The organism is Rhodococcus sp. 05-2256-B1, from assembly GCF_002258465.1.
Taxonomy (GTDB): Bacteria; Actinomycetota; Actinomycetes; order Mycobacteriales; family Mycobacteriaceae; genus Rhodococcoides; species Rhodococcoides fascians.
In genome coordinates this window covers 127995-145323 of record NZ_NOZA01000033.1, presented here as the reverse complement: position 1 = coordinate 145323, position 17329 = coordinate 127995, and the positions used below count along the sequence as shown (strand labels likewise).

Here is a 17329-nt window from a genome sequence, read left to right as displayed (position 1 = left end):
GACTGTGGGGTCTGGTTAGCCATCAGAACGAAGAGGGGAGTGCCGGTGCCCGTTGCCGACAATGCTGTCGACAGGCCACTCGTCGACGTGGTGATCGACGCCATCGACGCGGACAATGATCTGTCCGACGAGGTCAAGTACTTCGTTCTCGCAGCCCTGGAAGGGCCGACGTCACTGCAGGAGCTTCTCGACGGCATCTCGACCCCGCACGTTCCGGAGCCGTCGGGTAGCAAGCTCGTCGAAGAGCCGGTCGGTGCTTTTCTGACCTCGATCACTGTCGCGGGATTCCGCGGCATCGGGCCCAAAGCAGCGCTGGATCTACACCCTGCGCCTGGGATCACGATCGTCAGTGGCCGCAACGGATCGGGCAAGTCGAGCTTTGCCGAGGCGCTCGAATTCGCGATCACCGGTTCGAGTTACCGCTGGGAGAACAAGGCCAAGCTGTGGGCTGATACCTGGCGCAATCTGCATCAGGGAGATCCGTGTGAGGTGCGGGTGGGGCTCACGATCGAAGGATCCGAACCGACGGTTGTCGGTGTCGACTGGACCTCTGATGCCGCGCTGAAGGGATGCTCCACCTGGACTCAGGTTGGAAAGCAGAAGCGCAGCATCGGTACCGATGCACTTGGGTGGAAGTCTGCCGTCGAATTGCATCGCCCGATCCTGTCCTACGACGAAATCGGCGGCCTGTTCGACGCGACGCCGTCCACCCTGCACGACGCCCTGGCCAAACTCCTCGGACTCGACGAGATCACCGATGCCGAGAAGCGACTGGCAGCGGTACTCAAGGAGGTCAAGGGGCCCCGGCAACGAGCAGCGGAGAGCCTGCGCCAGCTCAAGAACTTGTTGTCGGATGCGTCGGACGACCGTGCGAAAACTGCTGCAGACCTGGTCAAGAAGCGGGTTGCGGATCTCGACGCGGTGCTAGCGCTGGCCACTGGTGCCGACGCATCGGCATCGCCCGCGCTCATCGGTTTGAAGCGGCTCGCAGCGCTGAGCGCCCCGACTCAGCAGCGTGTCGACGAGGTGGTGGCGGAGCTAAGGGCAGCTGCGGCCGATACCGCGGATTCGGCTGATGAGGCACTGTCGGTGGTGGAGCAGCGCAACGATCTGCTCGATGCGGCACTGCGATTGCACAGTGAGACGGGCAAAATCGAGTGTCCGGTCTGCGCGACGGGGACGCTCGACGATGCGTGGGCCGAGCACTCGCGGGCGCAGCTTGCCGAGGAGAGCCAGAAACTGGCTGCCTACAAGCACAGCCGCCGCCGCCTCGACCGAGCGCAACGCGCCGCAGTCGAACTGGGGAACGAAATCACCGACGCCACCGCGGTGGAGGGCGTCGACCTGCCTTCACTGTCCGAGTATCAAAAGTCCGTCGCCGTGGCGCGAGAGCAACCGTCGAGTTCTTCCGGTGTGGCGGACCACTTGGCAACGACGATCCCCGCGGTCATCGAGTCTGCTGAGGCGCTGCGCACCGAGGCCAATGAAGCGGCGGCTCAGCGTGAGGACACCTGGGCACCGATTGCTGGACGTCTGGCCGCGTGGGCCACCCTCGAATCCGCAGCGCGAGAGGCGGATGAGGCCGTCAAGAACGTCGACACGGCCAAGAAGTGGATTGCCTCGCACGCCAAGCAATTGAGGGATCAGCGGCTTGCTCCGATTGCAGAGCAGGCGCGCGACATTTGGGCGGAGTTGCGTCAGGAAAGCAATGTCGACATCGGTGCTATCAACTTGGTGGGCCACAACACCAGCAGGCGAGTGGTGATGACCGGCTCGGTCGACGGCGTGGAGTCCGAGGCACTGTCGGTGATGAGTCAGGGCGAGCTGCATGCGTTGGCATTAGCACTGTTCATACCGAGAGCGACCACGCCGAACAGTCCGTTTCGATTCATCGTGCTGGACGACCCTATCCAGGCGATGGATCCGGCGAAGATCGATGGCTTCATCAAGGTGCTGTCGGCGCTCGCAAAGACCAGGCAGGTCATCGTGTTCTCGCACGATGATCGATTGGCCACTGCGATCAGGCAACTCGCAGTCGATGCGCGGCTCGTCGAGGTCATGCGCGAACCAGGTTCCAACATCAGTGTTTCTGAGACACAGAATCAAGCGACCCGGTATTTCAACGATGTGCGGGCATTGGTGTTGGACGAGAATGTGCCCGAGGACGTCAAGCGGCGAGTTGCGCCGGGCTTGTTCCGGTTGGCTCTGGAATCTGCTGCGCAGCAAGTGTTCTATGCAAAGCAACACCGGGCGGGGGAGTCTCGGCTGGCGACCGAAGAGCGGTGGTCGGCAGTGCACAAGACGCGCAACAAGATTGCGCTGGCCGTGCACCAGGATTCCGAACGCGACCTATCGCAGTGGCTCGGCTTCCGCACCGAACGCTTCCCGACGCTCCACATCGCGAATGCAGGCACTCACAACGGTTCGGATCGGCCGATCACTTGGGAATTGGTGAACGACCTAAAGAAGATGGTCGACGGGATTCTCGCCGAATGACTACGACCACGTCACCGGCAGTAGCGCTGAGAAATGCCGAACTGCTGCTCGACGGAAGTCATGGCGCTGCAGGCGGTTCCGCGCGTCTGGCCGCGTTCATCGCTCGCCAGGCGTTGGAGGAGTTGGTGGTCGCGCGATGTGTGGCGCTGGGCGTGGATATCGAGCGACCGAGCATGCGATCACGGCTGGTGATCTTGAGGTCGTTGGACACCACGGAACGCGCGGACGCCGCGTCGATGGCGTGGAACAGGCTGAGCAATGCCTGCCACCACCATGCCTATGAACTTGCACCGACAGTGGATGAAGTGCGGCATTTGTGTGGCGTGGTAGCCGTGCTGTTGGAGGAAACGTGATCGAGCAGGCTCGAAAGGTTGATATATGGAAATGAAAAAGAGCTTCTTCGTCCTCTGGAACGGAAGCGACGAGGGTCTCGATCCGGACGAGCGCCGTGAGATGATCGATGAAACGACCAAAGGGATTCCCTACCCGGGCAATTGGAGTTTCGGTCGCGGATATGGGAATCCACTGAACGGAGATCGGGTCTACATGCTGCGGACCGGGAAGAACCGCGGCGTGGTGGCGAGCGGTGAACTCATCGCCGATGGCGCGCACCCTGGCGAGCATTGGGATGAGGGGGGAGGAACTGCTGTGTACGTCGACGTCAGCTGGGACGTGATGCTCGACGACGACGATCGTCTACCCGTCGAAGAAGTTCAGCAAGCGTTACCCGAGTTCAAGTTTCCTGTGCAGAATTCAGGGCGGTTGATTAGAGAACCCTCAGCGTCCGTTCTGGCTGAGCTGTGGTCCGGCCACCTCGACAACCTCCGGCGCAAGAACGCCAACCCATGGCTCGGTGGAGGTGGGAGTGCCGGTGGTGAGCGAGTCGCGCGGCGAATCCCGTTGGAGGGCAATCGCATCAAGGAGTATTACGTCGAGTCGTTCGCGTCCTATCGAGCGACGCGGGCTGAGAGCGCGATGGTCCACCGCTTCGCGGACACACTGAAGGCGGATGGCGTGGACGTGAGCAGTTTCCAGCTGGCAGTGAAGAACACGGGGCGTACATTGATCGCCGACTTGTTCGACAACACCAACGGCGTTCTGTACGAGGCGAAGGCATCAGCTTCGCGGGAGGCGGTGCGGATGGCATTGGGACAGTTGCTCGACTATCGAAGGCATTTCAAGACTCCTCCTGCCCTCTCTGTGCTCTTGCCGGAGCCGCCGGTCGGCGACCTCATCGAGTTGTTGAGAGAGCACGGGATCGGATGCGTTCATGAGAGCGACGAAGGCTTTGTGTATCCAACGCTTCCGGAAGGACGGTAACGATAGGTGCCTTGTGGCGTCGAACGACTGCTTAATGCACGCGACACGTCGGCTTTAAAGCGCACATCCGTGCCTGGTGTTCTATCAGCGACTCCAAGCGGCTACGCCTTGGGCAACAACGCCTTCCACGATATCGGAGGCGCCGTTCGAGCGGTGATTGCCAGGGCGCTGATGTCCGACGAAGAACGTACGTGGTTACAGACCGCCGATCTGTTCGATCACGACGTTGTTCGCGTTTGCGCGTGCCGCGAACTCGGGATTCAGGTCGAGGTCGTCGTCGAATTCGCCAGTCAAATTTCTGACAAGAGTGTCGGCTAGACGGTGTCCCATGGGGCGAAAAGTCACATACGTCAGCCCGCCGGACACTATCCCGCCGACCACGGGTACGGCCTTGGTGATCGTCTTCTCTACGGTCTTCTTCGTGATCTTCTGCCCGATGATTGCGCCGACCTTCTTGACGAGGGGGTACCAGGTGGTTTTCGTCAGTGCCTGCGCTGCGACTTTCTTGCCGATGTTCGCGCCGGCGACTTTCGATGTGCTCGCCACCAGCGCCGATGCCCCAGCCGCTCCGAACATTGCGCCGAGGTAGCCAATCACGCGAATTTGGGCCGACTCAGACAGTTCGTTGCCGTCGAAGAGGTCATCTTCCCCGAACATGTACGCGATCTGTTGAGCAAGGTTGATGGCGAAGCCGAAATATTGCGCTACGTCCGCTCCACCTGCGGCAACCATGATCGCAGGGTTGCCGGGCAGGCCGCTGGCAAATGATACAGCCGAGGTCTTCGCTGCACTGTTCTTGACAAGTGTGTTGCATTTTTTGCGAAGTGATTCGACTGAGTAAACGACCTGTGGCCCCTCGGCGAGGATGACATCGAGGTACGAGGAATCTTTGAACTGCTTCCGTAGAAAAGAGTCTCTGTCCACGTGGACGACGGGTAGCTTCGCGATGGCACCGATTGTCTGCAGCGTGGTCGCGTAGAGCTTGTCCTGGGAAGGTTCTGCCATGTTGGACACCATATCCGGTCGTGATGACACGAGGTTCTGCGCCCGTCGGATTCAGTCGGACCGGCTCGTGCTGTGACGGTACCGGGTATCAATCTTGATCTATGTTCCGTCACCGGAATCTGCTCGACGGTGGACACGAAGTCGAAGTTGTCGAACAAACGGACGAATATGCCAGCACGACAGCACGTTCAGCGACCGAAACCCATGCTCCTCTGTTGTCTAGACGGTGTATTCAGGCTAGAAGAGCGTCCGTCCTCGGGGATCAGTTGGTCGGCGAACCGGTAGTTGCAGCCAATGTCGATCTTCTCGTTCGGGTCCTGCTTGTCCCGGAACCAGGTGACGCAGGTTTCCGCGGCTAAGCGACGATCCTTGGTGAACAGGTAGCCGTCGGTGCAGTCGTCGAAGTGTTCCTGCAGGTACCACTTGTCGAGAGTGATTGCCGCAGTCGAATAGTTGGCGAGCAGTAGATGTCCGAGCTCGGTGCGGGAGCGACGAACAAGGAATACGTCGTCCTCCATCACCTGAAGTTGAGCACACAGGACGTCGTCGGACTCGTGCTCGCTGGGGATGTAGTCGTTGGGTCCGAGGTCGATAATGAGTGCCACCGGTTGGTCGACAAGCGATTCTGTCAACCATTCTCGCGTGTAGACCCAAGGCTCGATCGCGAGACGTGTGCCCGCAGGGGTGAAGAACGCGGTCAGCAGTGCCCCGCCTTCGACCGGTGCGCACCAACCGTCCACAGAGTCTCCGAGACCGAGCAGGTTGAAATCAGTGTCGTCGTCACGCCACAGGGTTTCCGACATCACCTGGCCGATCTGAATGCCTCCTTCTTGCTCGACTTCCACCGACCATCCGGCGTAGTCATGATCGAGGTTGGTGATCACGGCATACCGATCTCCATCGATGGTCGATGCGAAATGCCATTCCGGAGCGGGGTGGTCGGATTGCTTCATATATGTCTCCAAGTCTTTTGTGGTGTCGGGCTTAATCGCTATACGGCGGGCTTGAGGTGGGACGCAAGGGTCTGCAATTCCGCCACCAGATGTTGGTACCCGTCTGGGGCAGATCGAGTGCATTGTGGCGAGTGTGGGCTGCGTGTGCGAAGACCGGTGCGTGCATGGTGCGCAATCGGTTTCGCTCTCCCCGGGATCTCGGTGCGACACGACTGACTGTATCCAACGGGTCTGACACAGTGTGGAGCTCACGGCGACGGCAGTGGTCGCGAAACAGCTTGTCGTACGCGTGTGCGATGATCGAAATGCGGAACGGATCAAGTTCTGCTTCTCTCGCGGTGTCGATGTTCCCGTGACTCTTCTCTGACATTGCACCGCGACGGTGCACGACGAAAGGTGCCCGATGGCCAGGAAAATTCTGTACGTAGACCTCGACAACACGCTCGTAAACTTCCAGTCGGGCATCGACCGGGCAGACCCGGCCGACATAGCGAAATACCCCAACGACCTCGACGAGGTAGCGCACATCTTTTCGCTGATGGATCCCATCGACGGCGCGCTCGATGCTTACCGCACGTTGGCGGCCGTGTTCGACACCTACATCCTCTCCACCGCCCCCTGGAAGAACTCCAGCGCCTGGCACGACAAGGTGCTGTGGGTGCAGAAGCACCTCGGGTCCGACGAAGGATCCGTCGCCTACAAAAGACTTATCCTGTCCCACCACAAGAACCTGAATCGCGGGGATTTTCTCGTAGACGACCGACGCAATAATGGTGCCGGCGAATTCGGAGGGGAATGGCTGCGGTACGGCACCGAACCGTTCGAGACGTGGGACCAGGTGACGGCCTACCTGCTGGAACGGGCGTGACCGTCGTAGCTCAGTTCTTGTCGGTACCCCTCGGTATGGTTCGGCCATCATCGTCACCGCGTCCATTCGGTGCACTTTCCATCAGGAGGTTCTTTTGACCAATCCACAGCTCTCTCTCGTTGCTGCTGTGCTCGACCGTTCGGGTTCGATGAATGCCATCGCCGACGACACCCGCGGCGGGTTCGATTCGTTCATCGCCAAGGAACGTGAGTCCGACGGCAATACCGTTGTCACTCTGGCTCAGTTCGACGACCGATACGAGTCGGTCTACAGCTCGAAGCCGATCGCGGAGGTACCGAACCTCGTGCTGGAGCCACGCGGGATGACTGCTCTCTACGACGCGGTTGGCCGGCTCGTCACCGAGGTGGGTGCGGAGCTCAGTGCGTTACCCGCGGACGACCGCCCTGGCTCGGTCACTGTTCTGGTGATGACCGACGGGCACGAGAACGCGAGCAAGGAGTGGACCAATACTGCTGTGCGCGAGCTGATTGCGAAGCAGGAGCGGGACTACGAGTGGGACTTCGTTTTCTTGGGTTCCAACATCGACGCTGTCGAAGTGGGTGCTGATCTCGGGTTCGCGCGGGAGAAGTCGATGACGTACGTATCGACGACGGTCGGCGTCACGGCTGCCTTCGATTCGGTGGCGAGCTACCAGGACCGCAAGCGTGCCCAGGTGCACGGAGCGTCTCTGGCCCAGGGTTTCTCCGAAGCCGACCGTCGCCGAGCGCGCGGCGAATGAGTAAGTACCGGGGCAGCGGCGTGTTGGAGGGCAATTGAACTGGTCTTCGTCCTCTGCATCGTTGCCGCACTGACCGGTTGGAAGTTCAGTTGAATCTGTCCGTAGGTTGCACCTGCCGCTGAGGATGCGTTTACTGCTGCCGCGCTCGGATTAGGATTACGAGTCATCCTCAGCTCAACGAGGAATAAGCAAAGCTTGAAGAATCCGTGTGCGACCCTCAGATAGTTCCCCGACGCTTTGGGTAGGCTCAACTTCAAGAGTCAAAGTCTTCGACCTAAAGAATCGCGATCATGAGAGCCAAGCAGCGCCCCTGGGGGCTGGACGGATAGGATCACGTGATGTCTGTGAAGCACAATCGCCAGCCTCCACAGCCAAAGCGTTTCGGGGCGCTAGAGCTCGACATGGCACCAGATGTGCCTGGCATCTACGCGTGGTATGCAAAGGTGGCGCTCTCCGAGCGCGACTGGGAACCTCGGTTGCGGGGCGACAGAGACCTGGCGACCTTTGAACTTAACCGAGCCATCATGGATTATGTCAACGTGCACCGCACAGGACCGGTCCATATGGCAGGCCCCGGAAAGTACGGTTTGAACTGGTCAGCAACACTCAATCGCGAGTCGGCCGCAGACCTCGACGAAGTAACCGAGACCAGCCGATTGGGTTTGCGCTTGGCTGAAGTATCTGCAAACCCGGAGCAGCGGCGACTCTTGGCCGACCTGTTGCTGGCTGCATCCCCGATCTTCGCGAGCCCTCTATACATCGGCGTCGCGACGAATCTGAGGGGCAGGTTAGCCGAACACAAGAAAGCGTATGAGGCTGCATACGCTCAGCTGAGGCAGAATCCGGCCCTGGCTGACGTGATGCAATTCAATGGGCAATCGCTGGGGGAGAGACTGGCCGGGTGTGGGATCCGCCTGGAACGACTGGACGTTTGGGTCCTCCCGTCGGGTACAGAGTTCCTGGGACTCGGAACTAACGACGATGGACGTGCTCAGCGAAGAGTGGTAGCACAAAATGCTGAATGGGTCCTACAGCGAGTTTTTCAACCGGTTCTAGGGAGGCAGTAAATGAGTCTTGGTCAATTTGGCAGCGGTGCTTCATTTCAAAATAGCGTTCAAGGAATCACCGGACGATTTTCAACGCCGGCGGGGCAGGTTGACTACTTGATGACCAAAGCCCGGCTGGGAGCTGATGCTGCGGACTCTGAGCGGAGATTGACTCAGCACCTTGTGCCGGTTCGTGAGGTGATCCCTTCGGAGGAGCTCGACTTCAACCAGCTCCTGCAACGCGACCTTGATGATCACCGCGTCGCGGTTAATCTCGTACCTTACCTACTCAATCCAGAGAAAAACGGACCAGCGTTTTTTCCACCAATAGTCGCAGTCTTGCTTCCATTTCAGTCTCAGCGACCTTCGGATTTCCCCGAGCTGGGCCAGCGGACAATCGTGAACGACGGCGGGTTGGATTGGGCTCAGCAGGATGCAGGCCAGTCGGTGCGCATCCGCCGGCTAGTCGACGACACAGGCAAAGCGAGTCCAATTGCGCTCGGGGAGGTCAAGTGGAACAGCGAGTTCTGCCGTCTTGTGGTTGTCGACGGGCAGCACCGTGCTATGGCATTGTTGGCCATTGATCGAACTATTCGATCGGCATGGCAAAGCTCCTCGGGCGCGCGATACCGCTATTTTTACGAATCGCGAATTAAAGAGGCGCTCAAGAATCGTGATGGCGTACTGGATGACATTGAAGTCCCGGTCACTCTTCTGTGGTTTCCTGAGAAGTTCGGTAGCGGCCACGAGCCGCACAAGGCCGCACGTAAGGTTTTCGTGGATGTCAATAAAGAAGCTCGAACTCCAAGCGAATCAAGGCTAATTTTGCTCTCGGATAGCGAGCTGCTCAATATCTTTGTTCGCACGACGCTAACTGATCTGCGCAATCAGCCTGGCGAGGAATACTTACCGTTATTCTGCGTCGAGTACGACAATCCGGATACGAAATCGACAACATCGGCGAGATGGTCTGCATTAACAAATATACATGCCATTAAACAAATGATAAGTCGGACCGTCTTTGGTCCACCAAAATATATCAATAAGCTCGACTCGGTAATAGGAAAGCGCGAGCCTGAAGAAGAGAAAAACTCGTTCATGCGCGAACAATTAGATGTAGAGAGATTGTTCGATCCGACCATCGACGGTGACCAGCCTTTCTCTCGAGACGAGTTGGCGAATAAGAACTTTCCTGACTCCGCGGTACCAAAGTTATCGGAGGCGTACCGGGAGTCATGGGGAAGAGCGATACTGGTGCTTCTCAGCGGAATTCTGCCTTACAGGGCACACGCGAGGGCATTGTCTCAACTCAAAGATGGATGGCTACTTGACGATGCCATTTCAACGCTCGCGAATGATGCATTGTTCGGGGGAGTGGGAATGTACTGGACACTCCGCGATTCGGCTACGTACTGGCAACGCGAAAAGGAGCTTTACGGGGCAACTACAAAGCCAGATGTTGTGAAGGCTTGGGATCTGATTGTCACCAAGCAATCGGAATTTGAAACCCTTAGGGCCGATCAGTACATCGGTGCCAAGTCAAGGGTGGACGAAGTGAATCAACTCTTCCAAGCGGTAAACACCCACGCGTGTCAATTAGGCCTGGCCTTGACCTTGGCATCCATCGTGAAACGAGCAACACCGGGCGGCATCGACGACGTCGTAAGTGTCGCTGAGGGAATGAAGGCAGGTGTCAATTCTTGGATGGAGAGCCGAACCTCAGGCTCTTACGATCGGCGGCTCGCGCTGTCGAAGCGTAGTGCCAAGTCTCCGAAAAGTCCTTTGAATTTAATCACGAATATGGACTCGCCACGAGCAGTTCAGTTCCGGTATTTTTGGTTGGAAATTCTGGCCTCAAAGGAGGGGTTCGCACCGCTGAAAGGCGTCGTCAATGAAGAATCTCTACTGAATCTTCGCGACGAGTCAAGGCAAGCCTATCTAACGTATATCGTTGGCGAGAAAGATAAAGCATTGCGGACAACTCGTCCCGATTTGAAAGACGACAAACGTAGGCAGCAAGCAGTAGTAGATTCTTCCAAGGAAGTTAGAAGCGCTATTGCAAAATGGTTCGACGTACCAGACGAACAGCTGGAGGCGTGGTTCAAGGTTCAGTCAGGCAAAGTTGTTGAAACGCCCGATACGACTTTGACGGATGATGACCAGGTCGATGATGATCTTGACGATGGCCTGGGAACGGAAGCTGCCAATGGTGAGGTGAGTGAACCGTCATAGAGGCGTGTCTTAAAGATAGTCGGTGGCCCGCGGAAGGAAACCGTTTGCACCACAGCCCGACCATCGACCGATGATCGATCTGACGATGAACTTTCAGGCCCTCGGGGGGGCATACTCACCCTAGAGGCTGCCGGCTCCTGACGTTATGCCGATCTATTTGTTGAACAAGCGATGCCCACGGACAATCTTCGACCTTCGTTCCAAGGTCTGTCGCCATCCGTCCAACCTGCCGATCTGCTCAGGGCGTTCATATAGTCCCGCTCGCACCTCGGACGCGGTCAACTTCTCGTAGAGCGCGCGTCTCGGGTCGTCGGCACCCACGAATTCTTCCTTTCGATGAAGGAGTGGGGGATTGGTTGATCGGGTGTAGTCCCTCCAATCCACAGAGAGATCCCGCAAGTTGACAGTCACTGCACTCGCGAGTGTCGGATGTGCGTTGGCTTCAAAATCGGGATAGGTCAGGAAAGATATCTGTGGTTTGAGGACCGAAAGCTTGATCATATTGGCCCGCGGAATATTCCCAGACAGGACCCGCGCGCACCCCTCGTAGACCTGAAGGAGTGGAGGTAGCTCCGCAACAGCGTTGCGATGGACATAAAGTGCTGAGGGTGTTTGTTTCCCAACTTTTGAGCTGCGAGCTGACATCAGTATCAACGTTGGGTTGCCCGATGAGGCGAGGAGGCGATCGCCGAGGGTGGTGACTTCTCGATATGTGTTGAAATGAGTTTTTATGTCGCGTTGCAGTGTTTTTCCCAGGCTGCCAAATTTCGGTCTACGGCCGAATCGCGAGAGGGCGGCATAGACAACGAGCTCGCTCTTGCACTGCGTTCGAACTCGCTCCCAGTATGTATCCTCCGTCACCTTGTATATCAAATTCATTGCGCGGCCAAGCGTCTGAAATTGCTCTTTTATACACCGTTCATGATCAACTTCAAGTTCACCAGTCTTCGGGTAGCGTCCATGTCGAGACATGAATTTGAGCAAGGGTTCAAGCAGCTCGCTGTTCTGCTCGTATGTGACGTGAGGGTCTATCTGTACGCGTGGGCGGTACGTGTGCACTCGGTTGGCTAGGAATTGTTGTTCATCTACTTCGTCCCTGAAAACGTAGAAGATACCGGGAGCAGCGGCGACGGGCTTCTTGCCCAGTGCCTGTTCAAGCCAAGTCGATAATTCGTTTTGTTCGTAGAATTTTTGAAAGGTACCAGACTGTGTAATTATTCCGTCGGCAAAGCGACGGCCAACTAGGTGTCTTGCTTCCCAAACGAGTCGCCCGGACACGATCAGAACTCGCCGCGCAAGCCCCCAGGCGGACCTGACTGTCTCTAGCCGCTCAGCAGGGTTTTCGATCACGTTGACTACGAACCCTAAGTTGACCACGTCTGCAGAAGATCTGACTGCCTCAGGACGATGGCCAGGGTCCCAGCCGGATGCCCGGTAACCCAAGGCAGACAAGCCCCGCAGATCGTCCCCCCGCCCGCACCCGTAGTCGAAAAACGACATACCCGTCGTGAGGATTTGGTCCGCAAGGGCGGTTTCTACGGGCCTGGACAGGGCTGTCCGCGCCATGGCGGTCCTGTGCCGAGCAACGTTCTCCAGATGCATGCCAATGACCTACTCTGTCAGCGCAAGCTTGACCAGCCCCCCGATGTCCGAAGAACGGGTGTCACCAATCAAGTATCCGATTCCTCGGTGAAGATGCAATCGGAGATAGTTGGCAACAGTGTCTTCGTCCAACGGCAGTCCATCTCGGTGGCACCTGTATCTCATTAGTGCCCATAGTGTTTCTCCGTGAGAACCGGCGAAGACTTTCCAGGTCATCTCAACGCTGCTGTCGGTAACGAGTCGTAAGGCGGGGGGGACCGTCGGTTCGGCGAGCGATCGGCACAGAGCCCACCTGCACAGAACGTTCCAATGTTCGATCTTGGTGCGCCGTTTGAGTGTTACTAGTTGGTCGCGGGCGGTTTGGGACAAGCGAACATGTTCGAGTGGCACTTTAGTTACTCCCAGAAGTAGCCGGGCAGCACGGACGTGGAGTTCGTTGCCTGGTCAAAATCGAGTCTGTACGCGCGGCCAACGAATTTCTTGATTCGCGCATAAGTAATTTCGTCGATCTCGGTGTCCGTGGACAAGAGGATCACTTGATGGCTTGCATACGGGAAGTATCGGTCGACCAAGTGGCCTCGATGAGATCCGTCCAGCCTGCCCAGCGGCGTGTCGACGACAACTGGTAGCGGTTGTCCGGACGCCCGCGCCAAGCCCCAGAGCAGCGAGACTGCGAGTAGTTGACGTTCACCAGCAGACATCTGGTTGGCTGGAAGTACGTTTCCGTCTCTCCCTACAAGTTCGACTGTGTAGGTATCGGGGTCGATATTTACCGAAGCCACGAGGGACTCTTTGCGAAGTAGCCGTTGCAGCGCTTCGAGGACGAGCTCTCCGATCCTTCCCAGGTATCGGCGTGTGGCCGCCCCACGAAGAGATTCGAGAGTTTCCTTGACCTTGTCTACGTGAGTGACGATCCGAGTGTCGTCATCCGTGGATAGCTCGGCGTGTGCGAGACGGTCTAGTTCACTCTCGTACGCTGCATCAGCCTTGACTCTGTCCGCTCTGGTTGATGTAAGCGCTTCCTGCACCATTTGAAGAGTCGCTTGCTTACGCACGAGGTCAGAGGAAGCAACGTCCAATTCGGCCTTCAAATCATGAAGTGACTCGGGATCTGGCATGGCAACCAGGACGCGCTCGAGCTGATCCAATTCCGTACGGGTCGAGTGTCTACGCTCCAGAAGCGACGCAAGTCGTCTTCGGGCACCCGGTAGTGCTGACTCTCGTAGGAACGCGATGCCCGCTGGATTCTGAAGGCCGGTCACGTGCGGCACCGTTCCTTCTGATTCACGACGTGTGCGATCTTCTGACATGTACAGAGCGATGGTGTCCAAGGCAGAGGCATCGACGCTGGCCGTCGAGAGCATGTCGACGATTGCCTGGTCACGCAAAACGAGAGCGTCTGCGACTATTCGCTGGTTTGTGGCATTGACTTCCGCCAGGCTTTGCCGTTCCAGCCCCTCGAGAAGCTCGCTGATCTGAAGCAAAGGAGCGACATCGGCGGCTTCCTCTCGCAGTTCAGCCTCGATCTGGTCCAGAGATTCCCGATGCAGCTGCGCCGAACTTTCGGTGGCCACACGTTTGTCGAGCAGTTCACCTCCGGTCGACCGATATCGCTCGGTTAGCTCGAAGTGACGCTTTTCCGCGCGCTCCAACTCGACCCGGGCGGATGCCAGCGACTCGACAGTGGTCTCTTCTACCTGTCGAGAGTTCGACGCCGCGTCCTTCTTCTCTGCCACTTTGGCTTTGAGGGCTTCAGGTATCTGATTCATTCGGTGCCGGCGTCTCAAAACGGCCAGATCGGTAGCGAGTCGCTCGACCAGATCGAGTCCCAACAAAGTGGACAACGCCGATCCGAGCACTTCGCGCGATTTTTGCATGTCGGCCAGGGCCTCGATTTGCTCACCGTCGAAGAAGAACAGACCCGCGATACCGCGCGGCAGGAAGGTTTCGACGTGTTCGCCCCACGTCGAGGTCAGAGCCTTGTCCACGACGCCGTCCACTTCCACTTCGAGGCGTTCGCGTACGGGGTCTTTCGATCCCTCCCATGAACGCATCACACGGTATCTATGCTCGACTCCTTGTTGGTTGGCGCGAAATTCGAGCTCGACCGCTGAAGTCGAGCCGGGAGCGGCACCACGGTGCACCAGGCTACGGAGGTAGTTCTCGTAGCTTCCGGTTCGACGCCCTGTCGATTGAGCCAGCGTTCCGTAGAACGCGAGGTGAATTGCCTCCAAAATTGTGGTCTTGCCAGCACCGTTCAATCCGCCGACCAAAATAATTGGCTTGGTCGACGACTTCGGTGTGAGTTCTATTTTGTGTCTCGCCGAGAAGGTGCCGACGTTTTGTAAGACCAGATGATCGAGTATCAATCTGTTGCCCCTGTCGGAACTGCGCGAACGTACCCCGCTGCAATGTCGAGATCGCTGGGTGTGTCGGAGTCGCTCTCACGTTCAATCGCGTCACGCCGCTTGTTAGCCCGGTTTAGGGCGTCGTCCTCGTCATCGTAGAAACCTCTGCGCATCGCCTTCGTAAGAGAGTCGAAAAGACCGGCACGGCGGGCTTGTGAACGGTGTCGCTGCTCGATGTCGAGCAGCTCGCGTACGAGCTCAAAATGGAGTCTGTCGTCGCCCACGACTTCCTGGAGGATGGCGACCGTCTCTGGACCGAGGGGGAGATGCTCGTCGAGTGGGCGTCCAGGGAAATCCTCGCCAGTCACTTCGCGATAGATGGCGGGCAGGTTGTCCTCGAACTCGTGCTTCTCGACTACCCACAACCGACGAATTTCCTCGAGCTCCGGAAGTGTCACCAACTCAAGGTTTTCGACTATCTTCGGCCCGTTTGCGCGAATCCATGTCTGAGCTTCGAGTAGCTTACGTACCCATCGTTCGCGTGACTTCTGCGTGTATGGGCCCGGGATGGTTCGGTCGTGAAAGAGCTGGACGCTCCCGTTCATACGGCGAAAATCGCGGAGATGTCTGTCATCGGCTACATCGAGTTCGTTACGAAGCTCTAAGAGTGGAAGCATCCACTCTTTCTCTTCGTCATTCTGAATCATCGCCGACATCGACTTGTCTTTGTCGACCAGTGTGCATGTCCAGCAACCAAACCGGCTATCACCGCAGCTCGGGGTGGAGGAGTCGACGACCAACGGGCACTCTCCATCGGACGAGGCACCTTGATACATGGTAAGAAGCTCTTTGTTCGAGTATCCCCATGGGTTCTTGGTTTGCATGAGGAAGGTCCATACATCGTCGTTGGACCAATTCTCAACAGGCGAGTAGACGAGGCAGTTGGGAAGAGAGTCGTTGGGACTGAGTAGATCTCGTACCCGACGTGACTCTAGCTCGGACATTCGATGTGACCGACCGGAGCTCTCAGCTTTACGCGTGCCCAGGACCAGTATCGCTTCTCCGTGGGATTTCACCATGTTAATGATAAAACTGTTGGAGGGCTTGATCTTCAGCCGCTCTGTGCACCACCGGAACTTGGGCCGTGGGGCAGGGTATCCTCGACCCGCCAAGTTGACCCAGAATGTGTCCGCGACAGCAGGCGTCAAACGGTGAGGTTCGATCGGCAGATCCTGTTGGGTTGCAGCGGCCCTGATCGTCTCCAGCGAGTGGGTGACCCACGCCGCAACGATGGGGTTCTCGACCAATGTGTCGGTGCTGATGACATGAATCTGCTTGGTTCGCTTCTCCGGCTCCAAGCGAGCGATGGCCATCCAAACCAGCTGCAGTACAGCGGTCGAGTCTTTACCACCTGAATAACCGATGACCCACGGGATACCGTCTTCGAGGTAGAGAGTCTGAGTTTGCTCAACCAATTCGTCGATCGTGCCCGACAGCCCTAGATTGTCGAACGCAGATCGCGGTCGGATCGGTAGGTTAATGGTCACTTGTCTCCTCCATTAAATGCAGTTTCGGCGCGCTGCTCGTCGGCTGGCAACGGGATTCCCAAGGTTCTTCTGATGAGCGCTGTCGTCAGCAACACGTTGCCGGCGCTCTTCGAGACGCGACCACCGGACATTGCCCGGCCTTCCCATACGGACGAATTCGATCGATGCCAATCGATGTCTCCGAGTTGCTTCAGAATCTTTGGCCACTTCTTCTTGTCTGGTGTGTCCCGCAGAATGCTGTTGCCGACCTTGCCGAGTGAGTGCAACACGATGCCGTGGCTGTGTATGAAGTCCCTGCGGATTTCGCCGGCGCTGACTTCGCGTTGGCGAACTTGAGTCCACTCGGGGATGTACTTCGAGACGGTGTCCCAGAAGACCTGAGCCATTTCGACTTTCTGATCGAAACTGCTGTCATCGAGACCGTCGAGAAGTGCCCGGTTTGCGCTGTACATCGCGGACAACGTAAACAGCTTCCGTGAGCGGGTTGCCAAGTTGCTCGACTCGGTCTCCGTCAGATCGTTGTAGAAGTCGGACTGGAAGACAACGACGCGCGTGATGGCCGACAGGTCATCTCGATGGTCGTACAACACACTGATCGATTTTGCGGGTCGGATGGCGTACCTGTTCAGGTCTGCAAACATCTGCTGACAACGCTTGAGCCCGAGATCCAGGAACATGACGATAGCGATGGTCTCGTCACCAAGGTCTGGGTTCTGACTCAGAGCTTCCTGGATCGCCGCGCGACGATGCTGGCCATCGTTGATCACGAACTTGGCCGACATAGGGATGGTAAGCGTGCCGATGCGGTCATTCGGTCCACCGCCGCCGAAGGGCTCGAAGGTGACGTCGGCGTCGACTGACGCCGTGAGCGCTGAGAAGACGTAGCTGTCCGGATTTTCGACCACGTAGCGAGCGATCTCCGGTACTCGTGCCTTGTTGAGCGTCCGCTGCGCACGCATCTCCGGGACAAGCTCCTCATCGTCAAACAGGAACAGGCGCGGTATTAGTCTCAAGGGGCACATGGTCACGAAGTAGCCCCGCCCGGCTTGAACCCCCCGGATGGCAGGGAAGACGTACTCGAAGCCCGGGCTTCGAGCAACTACCGAGCTGGACTGCTTGACCATGTCTCTCCAAACGTTGGTCGGTGATGTACGGAACTATACATCCGAACAA

13 protein-coding genes are annotated in these 17329 nt (G+C 57.7%); 6 read left to right on the top strand and 7 right to left on the bottom strand.

Annotated elements, in window-relative coordinates; translation table 11 throughout:
* The first annotated feature begins 45 nt into the window (after window positions 1–45).
* Genes CH285_RS22825 through CH285_RS22815 form a run of 3 tightly spaced genes read left to right on the top strand, consistent with a single transcriptional unit; the run spans window position 46 to window position 3816 of the window.
* Window positions 46–2496: an AAA family ATPase gene (locus CH285_RS22825; RefSeq protein WP_255032340.1), complete on the top strand. Its 2451-nt coding sequence runs from the start codon at window positions 46–48 to the stop codon at window positions 2494–2496.
* On the top strand, window positions 2493–2849 hold the full coding sequence (locus CH285_RS22820) for a hypothetical protein (RefSeq protein ID WP_094643715.1): 357 nt from the start codon (window positions 2493–2495) through the stop codon (window positions 2847–2849). Before CH285_RS22825 ends, CH285_RS22820 begins: the two co-directional genes overlap by 4 nt.
* Window positions 2850–2874: 25 nt before the next feature.
* The gene (locus CH285_RS22815; protein ID WP_094643714.1) at window positions 2875–3816 is read left to right on the top strand and encodes a hypothetical protein; all 942 of its coding nucleotides are present in this window, start codon (window positions 2875–2877) and stop codon (window positions 3814–3816) included.
* A gap of 195 nt (window positions 3817–4011) precedes the next feature.
* Here the strand turns inward: CH285_RS22815 and CH285_RS22810 are convergent, their stop codons facing one another.
* Window positions 4012–4833: a hypothetical protein gene (locus CH285_RS22810; protein ID WP_256984232.1), complete on the bottom strand. Its 822-nt coding sequence runs from the start codon at window positions 4831–4833 to the stop codon at window positions 4012–4014.
* 176 nt (window positions 4834–5009) lie between these two features.
* Window positions 5010–5774: a hypothetical protein gene (locus tag CH285_RS28475; RefSeq protein WP_237669242.1), complete on the bottom strand. Its 765-nt coding sequence runs from the start codon at window positions 5772–5774 to the stop codon at window positions 5010–5012.
* Window positions 5775–6177: 403 nt separating this feature from the next.
* On the opposite strand from CH285_RS28475, the gene CH285_RS22800 reads away from it, so the two are divergent.
* From CH285_RS22800 to CH285_RS22785, 3 genes are all read left to right on the top strand, one after another.
* Window positions 6178–6642 carry a 5' nucleotidase, NT5C type gene (locus CH285_RS22800; RefSeq protein ID WP_094643713.1) on the top strand — a complete coding sequence of 155 codons (465 nt, stop codon included), beginning with the start codon at window positions 6178–6180 and terminating at the stop codon, window positions 6640–6642.
* A gap of 94 nt (window positions 6643–6736) precedes the next feature.
* On the top strand, window positions 6737–7381 hold the full coding sequence (locus CH285_RS22795) for a VWA domain-containing protein (protein WP_237669241.1): 645 nt from the start codon (window positions 6737–6739) through the stop codon (window positions 7379–7381).
* 1067 nt (window positions 7382–8448) lie between these two features.
* The gene (locus tag CH285_RS22785; RefSeq protein ID WP_128645940.1) at window positions 8449–10659 is read left to right on the top strand and encodes a DNA sulfur modification protein DndB; all 2211 of its coding nucleotides are present in this window, start codon (window positions 8449–8451) and stop codon (window positions 10657–10659) included.
* Between the two features lie 153 nt (window positions 10660–10812).
* Here the strand turns inward: CH285_RS22785 and CH285_RS22780 are convergent, their stop codons facing one another.
* From CH285_RS22780 to dndB, 5 genes are read right to left on the bottom strand one after another with little or no spacing between them, the layout of a single operon-like run.
* Entirely contained in the window at window positions 10813–12261 is a 1449-nt protein-coding gene (locus tag CH285_RS22780) for a DNA phosphorothioation-associated putative methyltransferase (protein WP_094643711.1), read from the bottom strand.
* Between the two features lie 9 nt (window positions 12262–12270).
* A complete protein-coding gene (gene dndE / locus CH285_RS22775) occupies window positions 12271–12651 on the bottom strand; it encodes a DNA sulfur modification protein DndE (protein WP_094643710.1) in 381 nt (126 codons plus the stop codon).
* A gap of 5 nt (window positions 12652–12656) precedes the next feature.
* Entirely contained in the window at window positions 12657–14630 is a 1974-nt protein-coding gene (gene dndD / locus CH285_RS22770; RefSeq protein WP_094643709.1) for a DNA sulfur modification protein DndD, read from the bottom strand.
* On the bottom strand, window positions 14627–16156 hold the full coding sequence (gene dndC / locus CH285_RS22765; RefSeq protein ID WP_094643708.1) for a DNA phosphorothioation system sulfurtransferase DndC: 1530 nt from the start codon (window positions 16154–16156) through the stop codon (window positions 14627–14629). The genes dndD and dndC overlap by 4 nt, the downstream gene beginning before the upstream one ends.
* Window positions 16153–17280, bottom strand: coding sequence for a DNA sulfur modification protein DndB (gene dndB / locus CH285_RS22760; RefSeq protein ID WP_094643707.1), 1128 nt, complete (start codon window positions 17278–17280; stop codon window positions 16153–16155). Before dndB ends, dndC begins: the two co-directional genes overlap by 4 nt.
* Window positions 17281–17329 lie beyond the last annotated feature (49 nt).